The sequence below is a fragment of the Rhizobium favelukesii genome (genome assembly GCF_000577275.2).
Taxonomy (GTDB): Bacteria; Pseudomonadota; Alphaproteobacteria; order Rhizobiales; family Rhizobiaceae; genus Rhizobium; species Rhizobium favelukesii.
Map to the genome: position 1 here is coordinate 939,232 of NZ_HG916852.1, position 17,094 is coordinate 956,325.

15 protein-coding genes are annotated in these 17,094 nt (G+C 59.4%); 10 read left to right on the forward strand and 5 right to left on the reverse strand.

Going from position 1 to position 17,094, the window contains the following annotated elements:
- Positions 1 to 132: 132 nt before the first annotated feature.
- Entirely contained in the window at positions 133 to 1,854 is a 1,722-nt protein-coding gene (locus LPU83_RS43040; RefSeq protein WP_024314323.1) for a response regulator, read from the forward strand.
- A 180-nt stretch (positions 1,855 to 2,034) separates the two neighbouring features.
- Positions 2,035 to 3,336, forward strand: coding sequence for a putative bifunctional diguanylate cyclase/phosphodiesterase (locus tag LPU83_RS43045; protein WP_374046183.1), 1,302 nt, complete (start codon positions 2,035 to 2,037; stop codon positions 3,334 to 3,336).
- A gap of 50 nt (positions 3,337 to 3,386) precedes the next feature.
- Here LPU83_RS43045 and LPU83_RS43050 read toward each other — a convergent pair whose 3' ends face one another.
- The 5 genes from LPU83_RS43050 to LPU83_RS43070 all read right to left on the reverse strand — a co-directional run bounded on the left by LPU83_RS43050 (position 3,387) and on the right by LPU83_RS43070 (position 7,479).
- Positions 3,387 to 4,007 (reverse strand): PRC-barrel domain-containing protein, encoded by a 621-nt coding sequence (locus LPU83_RS43050; protein WP_024314321.1) that lies wholly within the window; start codon positions 4,005 to 4,007, stop codon positions 3,387 to 3,389.
- Positions 4,008 to 4,258: 251 nt separating this feature from the next.
- On the reverse strand, positions 4,259 to 5,146 hold the full coding sequence (locus tag LPU83_RS43055; protein ID WP_024314320.1) for an SMP-30/gluconolactonase/LRE family protein: 888 nt from the start codon (positions 5,144 to 5,146) through the stop codon (positions 4,259 to 4,261).
- A gap of 5 nt (positions 5,147 to 5,151) precedes the next feature.
- Positions 5,152 to 5,784 carry a 2-dehydro-3-deoxy-6-phosphogalactonate aldolase gene (locus LPU83_RS43060; protein WP_024314319.1) on the reverse strand — a complete coding sequence of 211 codons (633 nt, stop codon included), beginning with the start codon at positions 5,782 to 5,784 and terminating at the stop codon, positions 5,152 to 5,154.
- Between the two features lie 16 nt (positions 5,785 to 5,800).
- Positions 5,801 to 6,718 carry a 2-dehydro-3-deoxygalactonokinase gene (locus LPU83_RS43065; RefSeq protein ID WP_024314318.1) on the reverse strand — a complete coding sequence of 306 codons (918 nt, stop codon included), beginning with the start codon at positions 6,716 to 6,718 and terminating at the stop codon, positions 5,801 to 5,803.
- Complete coding sequence (locus tag LPU83_RS43070; RefSeq protein ID WP_024314317.1) at positions 6,718 to 7,479, reverse strand: SDR family NAD(P)-dependent oxidoreductase; 762 nt, start codon at positions 7,477 to 7,479, stop codon at positions 6,718 to 6,720. Before LPU83_RS43070 ends, LPU83_RS43065 begins: the two co-directional genes overlap by 1 nt.
- A gap of 108 nt (positions 7,480 to 7,587) precedes the next feature.
- Between LPU83_RS43070 and LPU83_RS43075 the strand changes: the two genes are divergently transcribed.
- The 8 genes from LPU83_RS43075 (at position 7,588) to LPU83_RS43110 (ending at position 17,071) form a co-directional block, all read left to right on the forward strand.
- Entirely contained in the window at positions 7,588 to 8,382 is a 795-nt protein-coding gene (locus tag LPU83_RS43075) for an IclR family transcriptional regulator (protein ID WP_024314316.1), read from the forward strand.
- 196 nt (positions 8,383 to 8,578) lie between these two features.
- Positions 8,579 to 9,310, forward strand: a complete 732-nt coding sequence (locus tag LPU83_RS43080; protein ID WP_024314315.1) for a helix-turn-helix transcriptional regulator — start codon at positions 8,579 to 8,581, stop codon at positions 9,308 to 9,310.
- 517 nt (positions 9,311 to 9,827) lie between these two features.
- Positions 9,828 to 10,982, forward strand: coding sequence for an iron-sulfur cluster carrier protein ApbC (gene apbC / locus LPU83_RS43085; protein WP_024314314.1), 1,155 nt, complete (start codon positions 9,828 to 9,830; stop codon positions 10,980 to 10,982).
- 402 nt (positions 10,983 to 11,384) lie between these two features.
- On the forward strand, positions 11,385 to 12,359 hold the full coding sequence (locus LPU83_RS43090; protein ID WP_024314312.1) for a magnesium transporter CorA family protein: 975 nt from the start codon (positions 11,385 to 11,387) through the stop codon (positions 12,357 to 12,359).
- A gap of 18 nt (positions 12,360 to 12,377) precedes the next feature.
- Positions 12,378 to 14,276: a potassium transporter Kup gene (locus LPU83_RS43095; protein WP_024314311.1), complete on the forward strand. Its 1,899-nt coding sequence runs from the start codon at positions 12,378 to 12,380 to the stop codon at positions 14,274 to 14,276.
- Positions 14,277 to 14,444: 168 nt separating this feature from the next.
- The gene (locus LPU83_RS43100) at positions 14,445 to 15,623 is read left to right on the forward strand and encodes a cell wall hydrolase (protein WP_024314310.1); all 1,179 of its coding nucleotides are present in this window, start codon (positions 14,445 to 14,447) and stop codon (positions 15,621 to 15,623) included.
- Between the two features lie 277 nt (positions 15,624 to 15,900).
- Positions 15,901 to 16,230 carry an AtpZ/AtpI family protein gene (locus tag LPU83_RS43105; RefSeq protein WP_029709962.1) on the forward strand — a complete coding sequence of 110 codons (330 nt, stop codon included), beginning with the start codon at positions 15,901 to 15,903 and terminating at the stop codon, positions 16,228 to 16,230.
- 88 nt (positions 16,231 to 16,318) lie between these two features.
- Entirely contained in the window at positions 16,319 to 17,071 is a 753-nt protein-coding gene (locus LPU83_RS43110; RefSeq protein WP_024314309.1) for a F0F1 ATP synthase subunit A, read from the forward strand.
- The last annotated feature ends 23 nt before the right edge of the window (positions 17,072 to 17,094 follow it).

Genomic DNA, 17,094 nt, shown 5'->3' on the forward strand with positions numbered 1-17,094 from the left:
CGTCGGCGATCACTGTTCTGCACGCTCCAATTCCGGCTGCTTAACGTTAAGCGCGCCTTAAGACAAAGGTGCCATTTTGCGACTTAATTCCGAGGACTGGGTTTAAATCGGACAGATGTGGGACGCGTAAGAATGAGTGCCGGCTTCGAAAAAGCGGACACATCATCTGTGGGCAGCGAAATGCCGGCTGGCACCAGCCTGCAGACGGCGTTATTTGACGCGGTTTGCGAGAGCCTCGACGCCGCTTTCATCGTCTACGACAAGACCGACCACATGATCTTTGCGAGCCGTCAGGTCCTCGATTTCTTTCCGATATCGGCGACCATGCTGAGGCCGGGGACGCGGTTGCGAGACTTCCTGGGCGCGATCTACGACACCGGCATCCGCACGCCGTCGGCCAGCAATCAGGGTGCGCTGAGCCGTGAGGATTGGTTGTCCCAGAAGATCGCCTCGCATTGGCGCGAACGCTTCGAAGCCGTCGAACGGCACGGTACCGATCGCTGGATTCGGTTTGGCAAGCGACGCCTTGCAAGCGGCTATGGCGTCTGCGTCATCCAGGACATCTCCGAGGACAAGAAGCGCGAGGAACAGTGGCGCTCCGATCTCGAGCGCGTGCAGCTTACCGAGGATATCCTCGACAATTTGCCGTTCCCGCTCTTCGTCAAGGACCGCAATCTGAATTACGTCGCTATCAACATCGCCTTCTGCGAGAAGTACCAGACGACGGTCGATGAAGTGCTCGGCCGTAAGAGCGGCGACCTGTTCTCCAAGGAGGTGGCCCAGCGCTTCGAGGAAAGCGACTGCCATGTTCTGGAGACCGGTGAGATGTCGGTTTCCCGCCAGCGGCAGGTCTCCCGCGACGGCGTGGAACGCGATATCGTCACGCGCAAGCACCGCATCGGCAAGCCAGGCCGCTATTTCCTCGTCTCGACAATGCAGGACCTGCCGCGCGACGGCGCCGATCTCGATGAATTCCGGTTCGCATCGACGGTCATAACGTCGAGCAAGAATTCCTATCGGCGCGCCTACGTTCCCATGAACGGCAGCGGCGAGCGTCGCGAACCGGCGGCCATGGAGGCGATCGTCCCGGAGAACTTCTCGGGCCGCAAGATCCTGGTGGTGACGTCGGATGTCGTGGCTGAAGCAGCGGCGCTACGAACCCTCGCCAAATACGGTTTCGAGGCCTGTTCGGTCCGTGGCGAGGACGAGGAGGAGCACTTCCTGGAAATCGCGAACTCTTCCGGCATCTCGCTCGACCTGCTCGTGATCGACAATCAGCTTGGCATGCGTTGCCTGGAGCTCGCCAAGCAATACGGCCTCCCGGTGCTGGTGATGGATGGCTTCCAGCTCGCGAATGAGCTCACCTTCCAGATCGCGCGCCATTTCAATCGCAGCAATCACGGCCAAGTCGCCGAGAGCATCGACGCCGATTGGGAATTCACGACCGTCGAGGAGATGAACACGCTCGACGTGCTCGTCGCCGAAGACAACGACATCAACCAGATCGTTTTCTCGCAGATCCTCGAGGGTCTCGGCTACCGATATCTGATCGCTCCAAGCGGCGATGAAGCGGTCCGCCTATGGACCGAGCATCAGCCGAAAATCATCCTGATGGACATATCGTTGCCAGGCTTCAACGGTTTCGAAGCGGCGCGGTTGATCCGCCAGACAGAGGAAGGCGGCAGTTCAAGAACGCCGATTATCGGCGTTATTACTCAGGCTTTCGAGCGTGATCGAGCCGAGTGCGCAAAGGCCGGAATGGACGATGTGATCATGAAACCGGTGAGCCCCGATATTCTTCAGGGGATCTTTCAGAAATACCTTGCCGGGGATATCAGACAGGCCAATCTGTGACGAACAAAGCGCGTCAACTCCCTAAATCTTGGGACAGAACACGGTTTCAACGCGGCCGCTCCACTATCGAATTCTTAAGACTTGCCCGCCATCCTTTCCCACATTGGTGCAGTCTGGGTCTGAATAATGATGTCGGCTGAAATGCCTTTGGTGCCCGTAAGTCAGAATGAACTTCAGACGATGGCCTATACCGATCCGCTGACCGGGCTCGGCAACCGTTACCGCATGCGCGACCGGATTGCCCAGATCGCCGCGGAACGCGCGAGCGATCCGGCACCCTTTACGATCGGCATCGCCAATCTTGATTCCTTCAAACCGATCAACGATCTCTTCGGCTCATCGGCGGGCGACGAGATTCTCTGCCAGGTCGCCCATCGCCTGAAGGCCTGCATTCCGGATGGCGCCCTGGTCACGCGTCACGACGGCGACGAATTTGCCTTTGTCCTGCCGCTTGTGTTCGAGCGGGCCAGCGCCGAGAAGTTCGGCCAGATGATCCGCGAGGTGCTATCGGCGCCATACGATCTTGGCGACCGCAATGTGAGGCTGTCGGCATCTTTCGGGTTTTCGATCTATCCCTTTGCCGGCGAGGAGTTCGAGGAATTGCTGAAAAGCGCTGAGACCGCACTCTACCGGTCAAAGCGGCGCGGCCGTGGCCAGATCACCGTCTATTCCCGCGAGATCGCCCAGGAAATGAAGCGCGCGACGCAATTGGAACAGGCGCTGCGCAACGCCATCATCTCCGACGCGATCGACGTGCATTTTCAGCCGATCGTCGCACTCGGCAACAGCCAGGTCGTGGGCTTCGAAGCTCTGGCGCGATGGAACGATCCGGATCTGGGCTTCGTTTCACCGGGTGTCTTCGTCCCGCTCGCGGAAGAACGCGGTTTCATCGACGCTTTGTCTGAGGCGCTGTTACGCAAGGCGGCGGAAGCGGCACTTTCCTGGCCGCGCGAACTCTTCCTCTCCTTCAATCTCTCCTCGGCGCAGTTGATGGATCCGGGCACGAGCAGCAGTGTCCTGTCGATCCTCGGCCGGGTCGGTTTCGACCCCCACCGGCTCGAACTGGAGATCACCGAAACTGCGGTGATGGGCTCGGCCGATACGGCAAATCGGATCATCGCCGATCTGCGCCAGGCGGGTGTGCGCATCTCGCTGGATGATTTCGGGACCGGCCAGTCGAGCCTCGGTCGCCTGCGTGATTTCATGTTCGACAAGATCAAGATCGATCGTGCCTTCGTGTCGCGGATCAACTCCGACCGCGCGTCCGAGCACATCATCAAGGCCATCCTCACGATGTGCGAGGGGCTTGACCTGGAAGTGGTCGCGGAAGGAATTGAGGATTATTCCGAGGCCGTCAAGCTACGCTCGCTCGGCTGCGGGATGGGGCAGGGCTATCACTTCGGCAAACCCGCCGATGGCATAGCGACGCTGCGGTTCCTGCACGAAAATTACTACGATACGTCAGATCGCGTCAGCGCCTGAAATGGCGATGGCGCCCTTCCGGACGCCACCTGGTCCTCACTGCGCATATCTTACTTGTTCGTTGTCGAGCCTGTGGCCGTCGTGTCTGTTGTGCCGGCTGGCGCAGGGGCCTTCTCGGCTGCCAGCATCTGAAGCGTCTTGAACTGCGGAGCGGCCTTCAGCGATTCGGCGGTCTCAGAGGTGGTCAGCTTGACGCTGCCGTCCTGCGTGTTCTGGGCGATCGTGATCTTATCCATCGGAACGGCCACGTCCTTCTCGCCGATTCCGAGGAAGCCGCCGACACCGACGATCGCTGCTACCAAGCCGCCGTCCTTCTTCATGATCAGGTCGTTGACGCTACCGATGCTTTCGTTCTGACCATTATAGACCGACTGACCGATATAAGTGTTGGCACTCACTTGGTCGGCAGCCTGCTCGGTCAGGTATGAGCCGCCACCCGCTTTCGCAGTGTCGGTCGTGGCAGCCGGTGCCGGAGCCTGAGCGTCACCAGCCGGTGCCGGAGCCGTGGCATCTGGAACCTTCGGCGGAGCTGCCGGATCGCTTGGCGCCACCTGTGTGGCCGGAGCGTTCGGATCAGCCGGCTGGGTTGCGCTCTGTGAGAATGCCGCTGGTGCGAAAGCCGTGGCAAACAGGGCACCAGCGGCAACGGTTGTGAGAAGTTTGCGGGTCATTTCGAACCTACCTTTCAGTTCAATAGTGTTCTCTGGCCAGTTCAGCCGTCCTTCGCAGTCGGGCGTCCACATTGGCCAGTTCCTATCGAAATGAATGAGAATTCTATTGGTTCCCGAAAAAAATCGCGCAAAAATTGCTAATTTCGCGGAACTTTTAGCGCAGCTGCTGCACAGGGCTTTAAACTCAACCATACCGGGGAACAGTAAGGGCGCCGCAGGCAGGCGCCCTTACTATTGTGCCCGGTGTCGCTTCAGATCAGATAAACGGGGTCAAAAACGCCCTTCACCGTGACGTCAAGCTCAAGCAGGGATCCAGCCTGCGGTTGCATGGACCGCGCGTCGTCATCCAGTCCTTCCCACGCCGTAGTGACTGCGAGGCGGTCGCCGTTCGTTCCGATGAAGGCAGGGCAGGATGGCTGGGCCGCCGGCACCTTGTAACGTGATATGCGCAGTCCGTCCGGGCTGTAGCGATCGACCGTGCCGGCACCCCAGCGCGCGTTCCAGATGTATCCGTCGGCGTCGACGACAGAACCGTCGATGCCGCCCGGCTCATCCATGGTATCCACGAGGACGATCGGTTCACCGGTCGGCAGACCGGTCTGCGCATCGACCATCACCCGCATCAGGCGGCTGAGGCGGGTGTCGGTGAAGTATCCCATCGTTCCATCCGGCGAGAAGCAGATCGAGTTCGGAATGCTGATGCCGTCGAAGATCTTTGTCACGCGACCGCTGGCGACATGATAGATGGCGCCTGCGCGGGTTTCCGCCCGCTTGCTCATCGTGCCGATCCACAGTGCGCCAGATGGATGCGTGCGGCCGTCGTTCGAGCGGTTTTCCGGCTTGTCACTTTCGACTGCCGCATAGAAGGTGAGGTTGCCGCTCTTCGTGTCACGGACGAAGAGGCCCTGTTCGGTCGCAAGCAGCTGGCGCCCCGCATCGATGCGGGCGAGCACGCTCGCCATCATCGGCAGTGCGTGCACCTTCTTTTCTTCCGTCGAAAGGTTCAGCTCGTGCAGCTCCTTGCCGAGAATATTGAACCACCAGACCGTGTTCGTGTCCGGATCGTAGGTGGGGCCTTCACCCAGCACGGAGTTGGTGTTGCAGAGTGTCCTGCCCGCGAACTCATGAATTTCCGTCATAGGCCTTAAGCTCCTACCGCTGCGTCATAGGCGTAAATGGTCGCCTTGGCACGCTCGGCAACCTCTGCGGCGGTCATTCCCGGCTTGTACAGGCTGGTGCCGAGGCCGAAGGCATGAATGCCGGCCTTGGTGTAATCAGCGAAATTCTTGTCCGAGACACCGCCGACGGCTGCGATCACGAGCTCCGGCGGCAGAATTGCGCGGATTGCCGTGATGCCGGACGGTCCCAGAACGCTGGCCGGGAAAAATTTCAACCCCGTCGCGCCGGCGCGGGCTGCAGCCAGCGCTTCCGTCGGCGTGAAGACGCCGGGCATCGTGACCATGCCGTAGTTGCGGGCGAGCACGATGACCTCAGGCTCGACGTTCGGCGTAACCAGCAGCTTGCCACCCGCGGAGTGGAGGCTGTCGACGGCTTCGGTGGTCAGTACGGTTCCGGCGCCAATCAGACAATCGGCAGGCGCCATTTTCGCGGCGATCTCGATAGACCTGAAGGGCTCGGGCGAGTTCAGCGGGATTTCGATCGCGGTCACCCCGTTTTCGATCAGTGCGCCGACCACGCTTTCGGTTTCTTCGGGTTTAATCCCGCGTAGAATGGCAATCAGCGGGCGCTTCATCGTGGGGAAAGGGATGCGGTTCATCGCTTTGGTGCTTTCTTCAGTTCGGCCAAATGGCTTTGGCGGCGGCAGTAAGGCCGCCACGGACGGCCGTATCAGCGTCGATCGTGTTAAAGGATAGAGATAGTGCCTTGAAGGCCGCTTCATAAAGGCCCTGCAACCGCCCGGCGGCGACAAGGGTGATATTGACGCCGGTCCCGGCATTTGACATGGCGCCCGCAATTTCGAGGCCGATCAGGGTTCCGGAGATCTTGGCCTGTGCGGCCGCGGCGGTCAGACCGTGCAGCAGCTGGCCCGAGCGCGCCGTAAAGAAGAGGTTGGTCGCCATTGCGGGATGCTCATAGGCTACCCTGATCGCCGTTTCGAAAGCTGCCTCATCTGCCAGCGTCTGATCGGCGCCGGCTACGGCATGTGACAGGATCGTATACTTGGAGATCGCATCGAAAAGCTCGCCGGTCATGAAACTGGAGAAGCCCGTGACCCGCCCATCCTTGACATGCACCCATTTCGAGTGCGTACCGGGCATGCAGACCGCCTGTGATCCGGTGCTTGCGGGGCCAAGCGCGCCGAGAAGCTGCGTTTCCTCGCCACGCATGACATCGGGCCTTTCCTGATCCCTCTGGGCTAATCCCGGAAGGATACGCACGTCCCGGCTCTGACCGGGAACGGATACCGCGCCGGTCAAGATAGAAGGAAGCGATGCCGGGACGTCGACATAGCCTGCCTCGACCCATCCCTGCTTTGCGCCTGCCATGCCGCAGATGATGACCGGAAGATTTTCCGGCGCATTCACCTTGGCCAAGTGCGAGGCCAGAACGTCGGCAAAGCCGGTCTTCGCAGCCGTGGTCATGCCTTCGTTGCTGCGGCTTTCGCCAAGGATGCTGTCATCCTTGCCCATCAGCCAGAGCCGGAAACTGCTCGTTCCCCAATCCACCGCGACATAAGCGGGGTTCGCCATCAGAAAATGCCTCCATCGACAATAAGGGATTGTGCGCTGATCGCTGCCGCGCAGCTGGACGCCAGAAACAGGCACGGACCAACGATGGCGTCTGCGTGCAGAACCTTCTTGATGCACTGGCGCTGCACGGTCCGAGCAATGCCTTCCTCGGTGAGCCAGAGTTTCATTTGACGATCTGTCACGATCATCCCCGGCAGAATGCAATTGACGCGGATGTTGTCAGGTCCGAGCTTGCCGGCCATGCTCTTGGTCAGCCCGATCACACCCGCTTTTGCTGTTGAATAGGCAGGGAATTCGGGCATGTTAAGGAGAAAGGCGATCGACGACATGTTGATCACCGCGCCGCCGCCGGCGGCGCGCATAGAGGGCGCAACAGCCTGTGTGGTGAAAAAGACGTGGCGCAGATTGATCGCCTGGTTGTCGTTCCAATATTCCTCGGTCACCGCCTCGAAATCGTGCCGGTCGTCGCGCGCGGCATTGTTGACGAGTACGCTGATCGGGCCGGAGTGAGCGACAACCTCATCGACCGTCCTGCGGATGGCTGCAACATCCCGCAAATCCGCCTTGTGGAAGCGAACGGGGTGGAGCGTGTCGCGCGACAGCCTCTCGACAAGGTCATGGCTTTCCGTTTCATCGATGTCGATGAAGGAAACCTTGGCGCCCTGCCGGGCAAAGCCCCCAACAATCGCTGCCCCGATGCCTGACGCGCCGCCCGTGATCAGGACCGTGCGATCCCTGAATTCCGGAAACTGCGCAACAATGTCCACCACTATTTCCTCCCGGCCGTAGTTCTATTATTTGGAACTCAATTTGACTATGTGGAATTATCCAATTACCCTGGCGTCTCTGTCAAGGCGTTTGGGGCAAGGATGAGTGCGGCAAAAGAGAGTGCATCCGAGGCGCGCGACACGGGCACCCTCGGTAAGCTGATGGTCCTTCTCGACCGGGTGACCCACGCAGACGAGCCTATGCGCTTCACCGACATACTGGCGGGCGCCAATCAGCCCCGTGGTACGGTTCACCGTCAGCTGGGCCATCTCGTGGAGGAGGGCCTGCTTGAGATCGATGCAGACGGCCGCTACTCGCCGGGCTTGCGGTTATTGGATCTCGCCTCTCGCAGCTGGGCGCGCAACGAGTTCCGTCTCATTGCGGAGCCGCATCTTAAAGCTCTGCAGGATCTGACCGGCGAAACCGTTCACCTCGGCGTGCTGCGCGGAACCTCGATCATCTATCTCGACAAATTCGAAGGGCAGCAGCCTGTCAGAATGTACTCGCAGATCGGCAACGCCTCACCGGTCTATTGCACCGGTGTAGGCAAGGCTGCCCTGTCCATCCTGCCCAGAGAGCGGGTTAAGGCGTTGGTGGCGGACCTCGCCTTCCATCGGTTCACGGCCAACACCCATACGGCCGAGTCGCTTCTTGCCGAGATTGAGGAGATACGAAGGCAGGGTCATGCCTTCGACCGTGAGGAGCACGAGGTCGGGATCCGGTGCATTGCTGCCCCGATTTGGTCGGAAAACCTGTCGCTTGTCGGCGGCGTTTCCGTAACTGGCCCGGCTTACCGGCTCACCGTGGAAAGGCTTTCGGAATGGGCGGCTGCGATCCAGCAGTCGGCCGAACGGATCATGGAGGCGATGCGCATCGGGCTTGGTCCTCGTCGCTGACGATGTCCCACGATCGGCAGGTACCCACCTAAAGCATAATATTGAGATTTTCTGACGAATCATCACAATTGACGCTCGTCAATCCCCCGTCCTGGGGTGTATGTGCTGGTAAATCGTCACCGGCGATACAAATTAGCGACGGCGCGGACGAGACGTCGCCTCCTTCAGCAATCCATCTTTCGAGTCGAATAAGTAAATGACCCCATCGCAGCCAGGATCTTCCGTGGACGTCCACGTTAGTGAGATCGCCGCACTGAAAACGCAGTTCGATATTTTCCGCTTCATGAAGAAAGTAACGGAAGCCTATCGTGCGCGGGCCTTCATGGTCTTCAATATCCCCTCCGTGACGGCACGTGATCTGCAGAGTAACGCAGTCATCTCGAGTTGGCCGGTGGAACTTCTTGCCGCCTACGATCACGAAGGACTGGTGGCCAACAGCCCAGTCATGAAGCGGCTCCGGACCTCGACCACGCCGTTCTTCAACGACGTGTCACAGGCAAAGCTGGATCGGCCTGATGGAAAGGCTGGCATCGTCAAGGCGCTCTTTGAACGCTTTCGCATGATGCGTTGCGCTTATTTTCCAACCCACGAGGCCTCCGGTGGCCGCGGTGCCGTTTCATTTTCAGGCGATCGCGAGGCATTCACCGCCGAGGAAATGCGCGAACTCCACTATATTTCCATCCACGTCTTCGACCGGCTGGCAGAGATCCGCAGCTATGACAATCGGGTCACGGGCACCTTGACCGATCGCGAGATCGACTGTCTGAACTGGACTGCCGCCGGTAAGACCAGCGTTGAGATTGCCGAAATCCTCAGCCTGTCCGAACACACGGTGAACCACTACCTCAACCGCGCGACCAAGAAGCTCGATACGGTGAACCGCACACAAGCAGTCGCCAAGGCACTGCGGATCGGCCTCATAAAGTAAGGGTTGCGCAAATTGTGGGCTCCACTGGCATTCGCGCCTAAATCTTCGCCAATGCCGACCACTTTGTCACAAGGTCACATCGGCATTTGCGAATGTTTGCCAATTGGCACGCTTTCTGCTTCCTTATCTCCAGCGGTCCAGAGGGGACCTGGGAACGACGCCGGATAAACGGCGCGACCGCACACCGCCAGCCGACGCCACGGTGCCTGATCTCGGGCTTGGGCGTCGGCGGCGGTTGTTGCTTTTGGGACACGCCGTTGACGGCATTCCCCTGCGCCTGGTCTTCCAATGGGCGTTTTGTGCTGGCCTTTTGCCGCGCCTGCTCTAGTTCGCAAGGCTTACCTCGGTATCCTGGAAGGCCGTTGCGACCATCAGGGCGAAAGCCCGGCGGACTTGGTGGACGCAGTGGCCTTTCGGTTGGCCTCGTTTCCCTCAATTGCCATCTGATCAACGATTTTGTTTGGCGAAGGCGCGGCGCTCCTCTATCTAGAATGCCAACATGGGCAGTGAGGATGGAATGACCGGCGTCACCAAGGAACAAGTTCTCGAAACGCTGAAGACGGTCCGCGGCCCCGATCTCGAACACGATATCGTCGAGCTCGGCATGGTGTCTGATGTCTTCATTTCCGATGGCAAGGTCTATTTCTCCATTACCGTTCCGGCGGAGAGTGCCAAGGAGCTGGAACCGCTTCGCCTCGCGGCCGAACGGGTCATCAAGGAGATGCCGGGCGTCAAGGGAGCGCTGGTTGCGCTGACGGCAGACAAGAAGGCCGGTTCAGGCGCGGCGCCGGTTTCGCGCCCTCAACCCCAGGCGGGACATGACCACCATGGCCATGCACACGCGCCGCCACAGCAGCCCCGCGCGGGCAAGCTCGGCGTTCCCGGTATCAACGCCATCATCGCCATTGCCTCGGGTAAAGGAGGCGTGGGCAAGTCCACGACCGCCGTCAATGTTGCGCTCGGTCTCCAGGCAAATGGTCTGCGTGTCGGCATTCTCGATGCCGATATCTACGGCCCGTCGATGCCGCGGCTGCTGAAGATCTCCGGCCGCCCCACCCAGATCGATGGCCGTATCATCAATCCGATGGAAAATTACGGGCTGAAGGTCATGTCGATGGGCTTCCTCGTCGACGAGGACACGGCCATGATCTGGCGCGGCCCGATGGTGCAATCGGCGCTGATGCAGATGCTGCGCGAGGTTGCCTGGGGCGAGCTCGATGTGCTTGTCGTCGATATGCCGCCCGGCACCGGCGATGCGCAACTGACGATGGCACAGCAGGTGCCGCTCGCCGGCGCCGTCATCGTTTCGACTCCGCAGGATCTCGCCCTCGTCGATGCCCGCAAGGGGTTGAACATGTTCAAGAAGGTCGAGGTTCCCGTGCTCGGCATCGTTGAGAACATGAGCTATTTTATCGCGCCCGATACCGGCACGCGTTATGATATCTTTGGTCATGGCGGCGCTCGCAAGGAAGCCGAACGCATTGGCGTTCCTTTCCTCGGCGAAGTGCCGCTGACGATGAACATCCGCGAGACGTCGGACGCCGGAACGCCACTTGTTGCCACCGAACCGAACGGCATTGTCGCCGGCATCTATCGAGAGATCGCCGCCAAGGTCTGGCAGCAGCTCGGTGGGCAGCCGCAGAGGGCCGCGCCGGCGATTGTTTTCGAGTGAACGCTTCGCCGCCGCTAGACTCCCAATTGCGGAGGAAATGTGGTCAAACGGCGCCGCGCACGTAAGATGTCTTGATTCTTTCGCAGCTTTCCGTCATATGGCGCGCCGTCGCCATGAGGCGGCTTTTTGCGAATGCTCGATGATGGCCACCCCGATTGGGACCGGTCACCTGCATGTTCGGAGTTATCTTGGTCGAAGGATTGGTGACTGCGATGCGATTGAGCACGTTGCATATCTCGGCGGTTGCCGGATGTGCCAGGAGTCGTATGAATTTTCGTCAATCGCTTTCGTTAAGATCGGGAACGTGCATCCCGCGCGCGCTCGCAGGCGGCGCGCCGTGGAAGGGCTTTCGATGAAAGCAGTGATGTGCGCAACACGTCCGGATTGCCGGAGGTCCAGCCGGTGATCACGGCCTACTGTTCCGATTGTAAGCCGGTTGAAATCGGCGATCTGTCGCAAGGTTCGTTGCGTGACGATGTGATGTGGATCGACATGATCGAGCCTTCGCGCGAGGAGGAACTCTTCGTCGAAAGAACCCTGGGTGTCGAGGTTCCGACGCGAGACGATCTCAAGGACATCGAGCCGTCGGCCCGCCTCTACATGGAAAACGATGCCGTGTTCATGACCGCATCCCTCGTCTGGAAGGTTGAAACGGACGCGCCGACGCTGACCGACGTTGCGTTCATCCTGGCTGGCAAGCGGATGATCACGATTCGCTACGCGCAACCAAAGTCCTTTTCGCTGTTCATCGCCGCTCTTCACCGCGTGCCGCAACAGTGGCGAAGTGGCGCCGCGTTGCTGGCAAAACTCTTTGAAACCGTGATCGATCGGACTGCCGAAATCCTGGAGCTGTCGGTCGCGCGTATCGACATCCTGTCGACGCATGTGTTTGGCGACCGCGCCAGGAAAGTTCGCAAGCCGTCGAACTATCTGGAAGAAAAGCTCAGGGACATCGCAGGCCATCATCGACTCGTCAGCAAGGTCCGGGACAGCCTCGCATCGCTGTCGCGGCTGATGACGTTTTTCTACACCGTCCCGGCCGTCCAGCAGGATCGTGACACCAAGGAACTCTGCAAGACGGTTTCGCGTGACATCCAGTCGCTCAATGAGCATGCGTCCTTCATCGCCGGCAATATCACCTTCCTGCTCGACGCCTCGCTCGGCCTGATCAACATCGAGCAGAACTCGATCATTAAGATTTTTTCGATCGCGTCCGTGGTGTTCTTGCCGCCGACGCTGGTCGCCTCCATCTACGGTATGAATTTCGAATTCATGCCGGAACTGCACTTTGCCCAGGGATATCCGTATTCGCTTGGGCTCATGGTGCTGTCCGCCGTCATTCCCTTCTTCTTTTTCCGATGGAAAGGCTGGCTCTGAAGAGCCTGTTTTCATTTCATGCACGAAGGCAGCCATTCACACGAACGAAAAATGAAGCCGCGCAAGCTGTTCTATCTGGCGCTGGGCTCCGTCGGCGTCGTCTATGGCGATATCGGAACCAGCCCGCTCTACGCGTTCCGCGAAGCATTGAAGCCCGTCGCGATCGACGGCCTCACACGTTTCGAGGTGATCAGCCTCATCTCGCTGATGATTTGGGCTCTGACCATTATCGTCACCATCAAGTACGTGCTCTTCCTGCTGCGCGCCGACAACGAAGGCGAAGGCGGTACGCTCTCCCTGCTGGCGTTGCTGATGAAGACCGCCAACGGGCATACCGCGCTACTGATGCTGCTTGGTCTCGTCGGTGCAGCATTGTTCCTCGGCGATGCGATGATCACACCGGCGCTGTCGGTTCTGTCGGCCGTTGAAGGTCTGAAGCTCGTGGCACCTAGCCTAACGAGCTATATTGTGCCGATTTCGGTCTTCATCCTGGCCTTGTTGTTTGCTGTGCAGTCGCGCGGAACCGGCGCCATGGCCCGTTTTTTCGGGCCGATCACGGCGCTCTGGTTCATCGTGATGGCCGCCGCCGGCATTTCGCACATCTCGGATGACTTCGGCATCCTTGCCGCCTTCAACCCCTATTATGCGATCAGCTTCCTGCTGCATGAGGGATTTTACGGTGTCGTCGTGCTCGGCGCAGTCTTCCTGACGGTGACGGGCGCGGAAGCGCTTTATGCCGATCTTGGCCACTTTGGCCGTCGGCCGATTCAGTGGGCGTGGTTTGCGCTGGTTTTCCCGGCATTGACGCTGAACTATTTGGGGCAGGGCGCTCTCGTGCTCGGCAATCCGATGGCGATGTCTGATCCTTTCTACCTGATGTATCCGCAATGGGCGCTGCTGCCGGTCGTCATCCTCGCGACCGCTGCGACGATCATCGCCAGCCAGGCCGTCATTACCGGCGCTTTTTCGCTTGTTCGACAGGGCATCAACCTCGGCTTCCTGCCGCGCATGGAAATCCTCTTCACGTCGGAGACGAATACGGGACAGATCTTCGTACCCTCCGTCAACGTCGTGCTCTTCTTCGGCGTCATATTCCTCGTCATCAGCTTCAAGACGTCGGATGCACTGGCAACCGCCTACGGTATCTCGGTGACGGGCGCGATGGTCGTCACTTCGATCATGGCCTTCGAGTTCGTGCGCGTTCGCTGGAACTGGTCTATCCCGGTCGCAACACTCGCCCTGGCGCCGCTCGTCGGTCTTGAACTCATCTTCCTTGGCGCGAACCTGCTGAAGATCCACGACGGTGGCTACATTCCGATCATGATTGCCACGGCGTTCACCGTGATCATGTGGACCTGGCGACGCGGCTCGGCTCTGCTGATGGAGAAGACGCGCCATACCGATATCCCGCTGGCATCTTTCGTCAGCTCGATCGAGCGCAAGAGCGACCATTCCCCCGCCCAGGTGCCCGGCACCGCGATCTTCCTGACCAGCGATCCGGAATCGGCGCCTGCCGCGCTGTTGCACAATCTGAAGCACAACCACGTTTTGCATGACAAGAACGTGATTTTGACGATCCGCACGATCAACAAGCCGCGTGTTTCGAGCGCCGATCGCTACAAGGTCGAGCAGATCTCGGAGCGGTTCTCGCGCGTCGAACTGCTGTTCGGATTCATGGAATCGCAGAACGTCTCGCAAGCCTTGGCGACGCTGCGCAAGTCCGGCCTGAAGTTCGACATCATGTCGACCTCCTTCTACCTCGGCCGCCGCAAGCTGGTTCCCGATGCCAAGTCCGGAATGCCTTACTGGCAGGATCGCCTTTACATTGCACTTGCCAATGCTGCAGCAAATCCGTCGGATTACTTCCGCCTGCCGGCAAATCGCGTGGTGGAACTCGGCTCGCACGTCATTATCTAGCCGAACCAGTGCCCTTCAAAAGCCCGGCCCCGCCGTCGGCCCCGCCGGGCTTTTATTTTTGCTGCCGCTAATGCTTTCGTCTCTGGAAGGCGCCCGCATTAACCATGCATCAAGGTTAATGAGACATTTTCAACGGCATGTTCATGCGTCTCATGCCGGAGTCTCGCGTTGCGTCGAAATAGCCGTTCCCGTGGCAAGCTGCGCCGCTTGCTTCAAAACTGGAGTTCACCCGCGCTCTTCGGCGTTTGCGGGTGGCTGATGTCGCCGACGATGGTGTCCCATGCGGACCTCGCCGCTCTGCTTGCCGGCCTCGACCAGGAACGGGAAAACTGGCGTATGGTATTGACCAATTCGCCGGCAGGGTCGATCCATCAGGCGGAACTGGCCTTTGCCGATCCTGTCGTGACAGGCACGATCGCCGCAGGTGCAGGCATGGTTCTGCCTGACGGGCGCAAGGTCGCCTTTATGGCGAAGGAAAAGGGACATGAGGCGACGCCGGACGAAGACCGGGTCAATCGCCCGTCTAAAAAGGGCCGCGTCGTTGCCGTCGAAAAGGTGCGGCCGCCAAAGGATTTCTCTGCCGGGTCTATCCTCCACAGAACACGCCTGCTTTTTCAGCCCGCCTTCGACGTGAAGGATAAGTCGGCCTTCGTGAAGCCGAAGATCAAGGGCAAGGAAATCCAGATCGCCTCGAATTTCTATAAGAAGGAGCCGCCGAAGCCCGATCGCGGCGTCTCGCCCATGCTAGCCGACCTCGTGACCAACACAAAGGCCGACGTGCTGGCGACGGCCTATGCGCCGGCCACTCCTGATTATTCCCGTCAGTCGCCGTTCGATTCGATTCTGACCGACAAGGCCGACGACGGCCGCTTCGTGCCGCAGATCGGCCCGCGTGATCACGCCTGGGCTGCAAGCATCCTGTCGCCCTCCGTATTCTCGGCGGCCGAGCAGCAGTGCCTGGCATCCGGCATCTATTTCGAAGCGCGTGGCGAAACGGTGAAGGGGCAGGCCGCCGTCGCCCAGGTCATTCTCAACCGCGTCCGCAATCCGGCCTACCCGAAGACGATTTGCGGCGTCGTCTACCAGAACGAGGATTGGCGCAACCGATGCCAGTTCTCCTTTGCCTGCGACAACATCAAGGATCGCGTGAACTCGCAGTATCATTGGAGAATCGCCCGCGACGTCGCCATGGCCGTGACCGCAGGCAAGATCTGGCTCCCGCAGGTCGGTTCCGCCACGCACTATCATGCTGTCTACGTTCGTCCGAAATGGGCCAAGACGATGGAAAAGGTCGGCCGCATCGGCCTGCATGTCTTCTATCGCACCTACGGCGGCGGCTGGAGCTGAGGAAAAAGCTGATCCTGACGCGATTTCGCGTCTCATCGCCGCACACAAAAGCGGATTCTTTCGGTCGATTTTGGCTAAGCTCGTCGAGATCAGCCTAAGCATATGTTTTTTATCGCCTATTTTATGGCTGGACATCGACCTCCTACGCCTTGACTATGCTTTTTGCTAAAACTATGTTGCGCGCGACTTCAGAACGGGCCGAAAGGTTCTCAAACCTTGGGGTCGTTGTCGGAAAACCGGGGTAGCGGGCGGACAGCGACTGGCGGAGGAGAGCACCATGGCGGATGACCGCGAGGAAAGTCTTGAGAAGCGCCGGGCGCAATTGGAAGCGAAGCTCGCAACCAAGCGCGTAGAGGTGGGGAAGGAAGAGGCTATCGAAGCGAGCGCCGAGGCGAGCCGCAAGGGCTATGCCGAGGCGATGAAGCTTTCGAGCGAATTCATCTCCGCAATCGTCGTCGGCGCCGTTCTTGGCTATGTCCTCGACCGTTTTGTCGGCACGGCGCCTTGGGGATTGATTGTTCTTCTTCTTCTTGGATTTTGTGCCGGCGTATTGAACGTTCTGCGTACCGCGGGGAAGGTTGCAAAGCCCGATCCTGCTAAGGGCTAGAATGGCGGAAAATAGGGCAGGGCGCTCCAGCGTTCGATCCAGTGCAATGATCCCGTTTCGCGCGGGCTAAAGATAGAGAGAACAAGCGGTGTCTAACGATCCGACCCATCAGTTCCTGATCCAGAAGATTGTGCCGATCGAAGTCGGCGGAATTGATTTCTCGTTTACGAACGCATCGCTCTTTATGGTAGCGTCCGCTGCCGTCGCCGCTGGCTTTTTGTATTTCTCGACGTCGAACCGGGCGATCGTGCCTGGCCGTTCCCAGTCGGTTGCGGAGATGTCCTACGAGTTCATCGCCAACATGCTGAAGGAAGGCGCTGGATCCAAGGGAATGAAGTTCTTCCCGTTGGTCTTCTCGCTCTTCATGTTCGTGTTGACGGCAAACCTGCTCGGCATGTTCCCGTACTTCTTCACGGTCACCAGCCAGATCATCGTCACCCTCGCGCTGGCGCTGCTCGTGATCGGTACCGTTCTCGTCTACGGTTTCTACAAGCACGGCTTCCACTTCCTGAATATCTTCGTGCCGCAGGGCGTTCCGGGCATTCTTCTGCCGCTCGTCGTGGCGATCGAAATCATCTCCTTCCTCTCCCGTCCGATTTCGCTCTCCGTTCGTCTCTTCGCCAACATGCTGGCGGGTCACATCACCCTTAAAGTGTTCGCAGGCTTCGTCGCCTCGCTTGGAGCGCTGGGTGCACTCGGCGTCGGCGGTGCCATTCTTCCCCTCATCATGACGGTCGCCCTGACCGGTCTCGAGTTCCTCGTTGCCTTCCTCCAGGCTTACGTCTTTGCGGTGCTGACTTGCATGTACCTCAATGACGCGATCCATCCGGGCGGCCACTAAGGATACCGATATTGACGTCCATG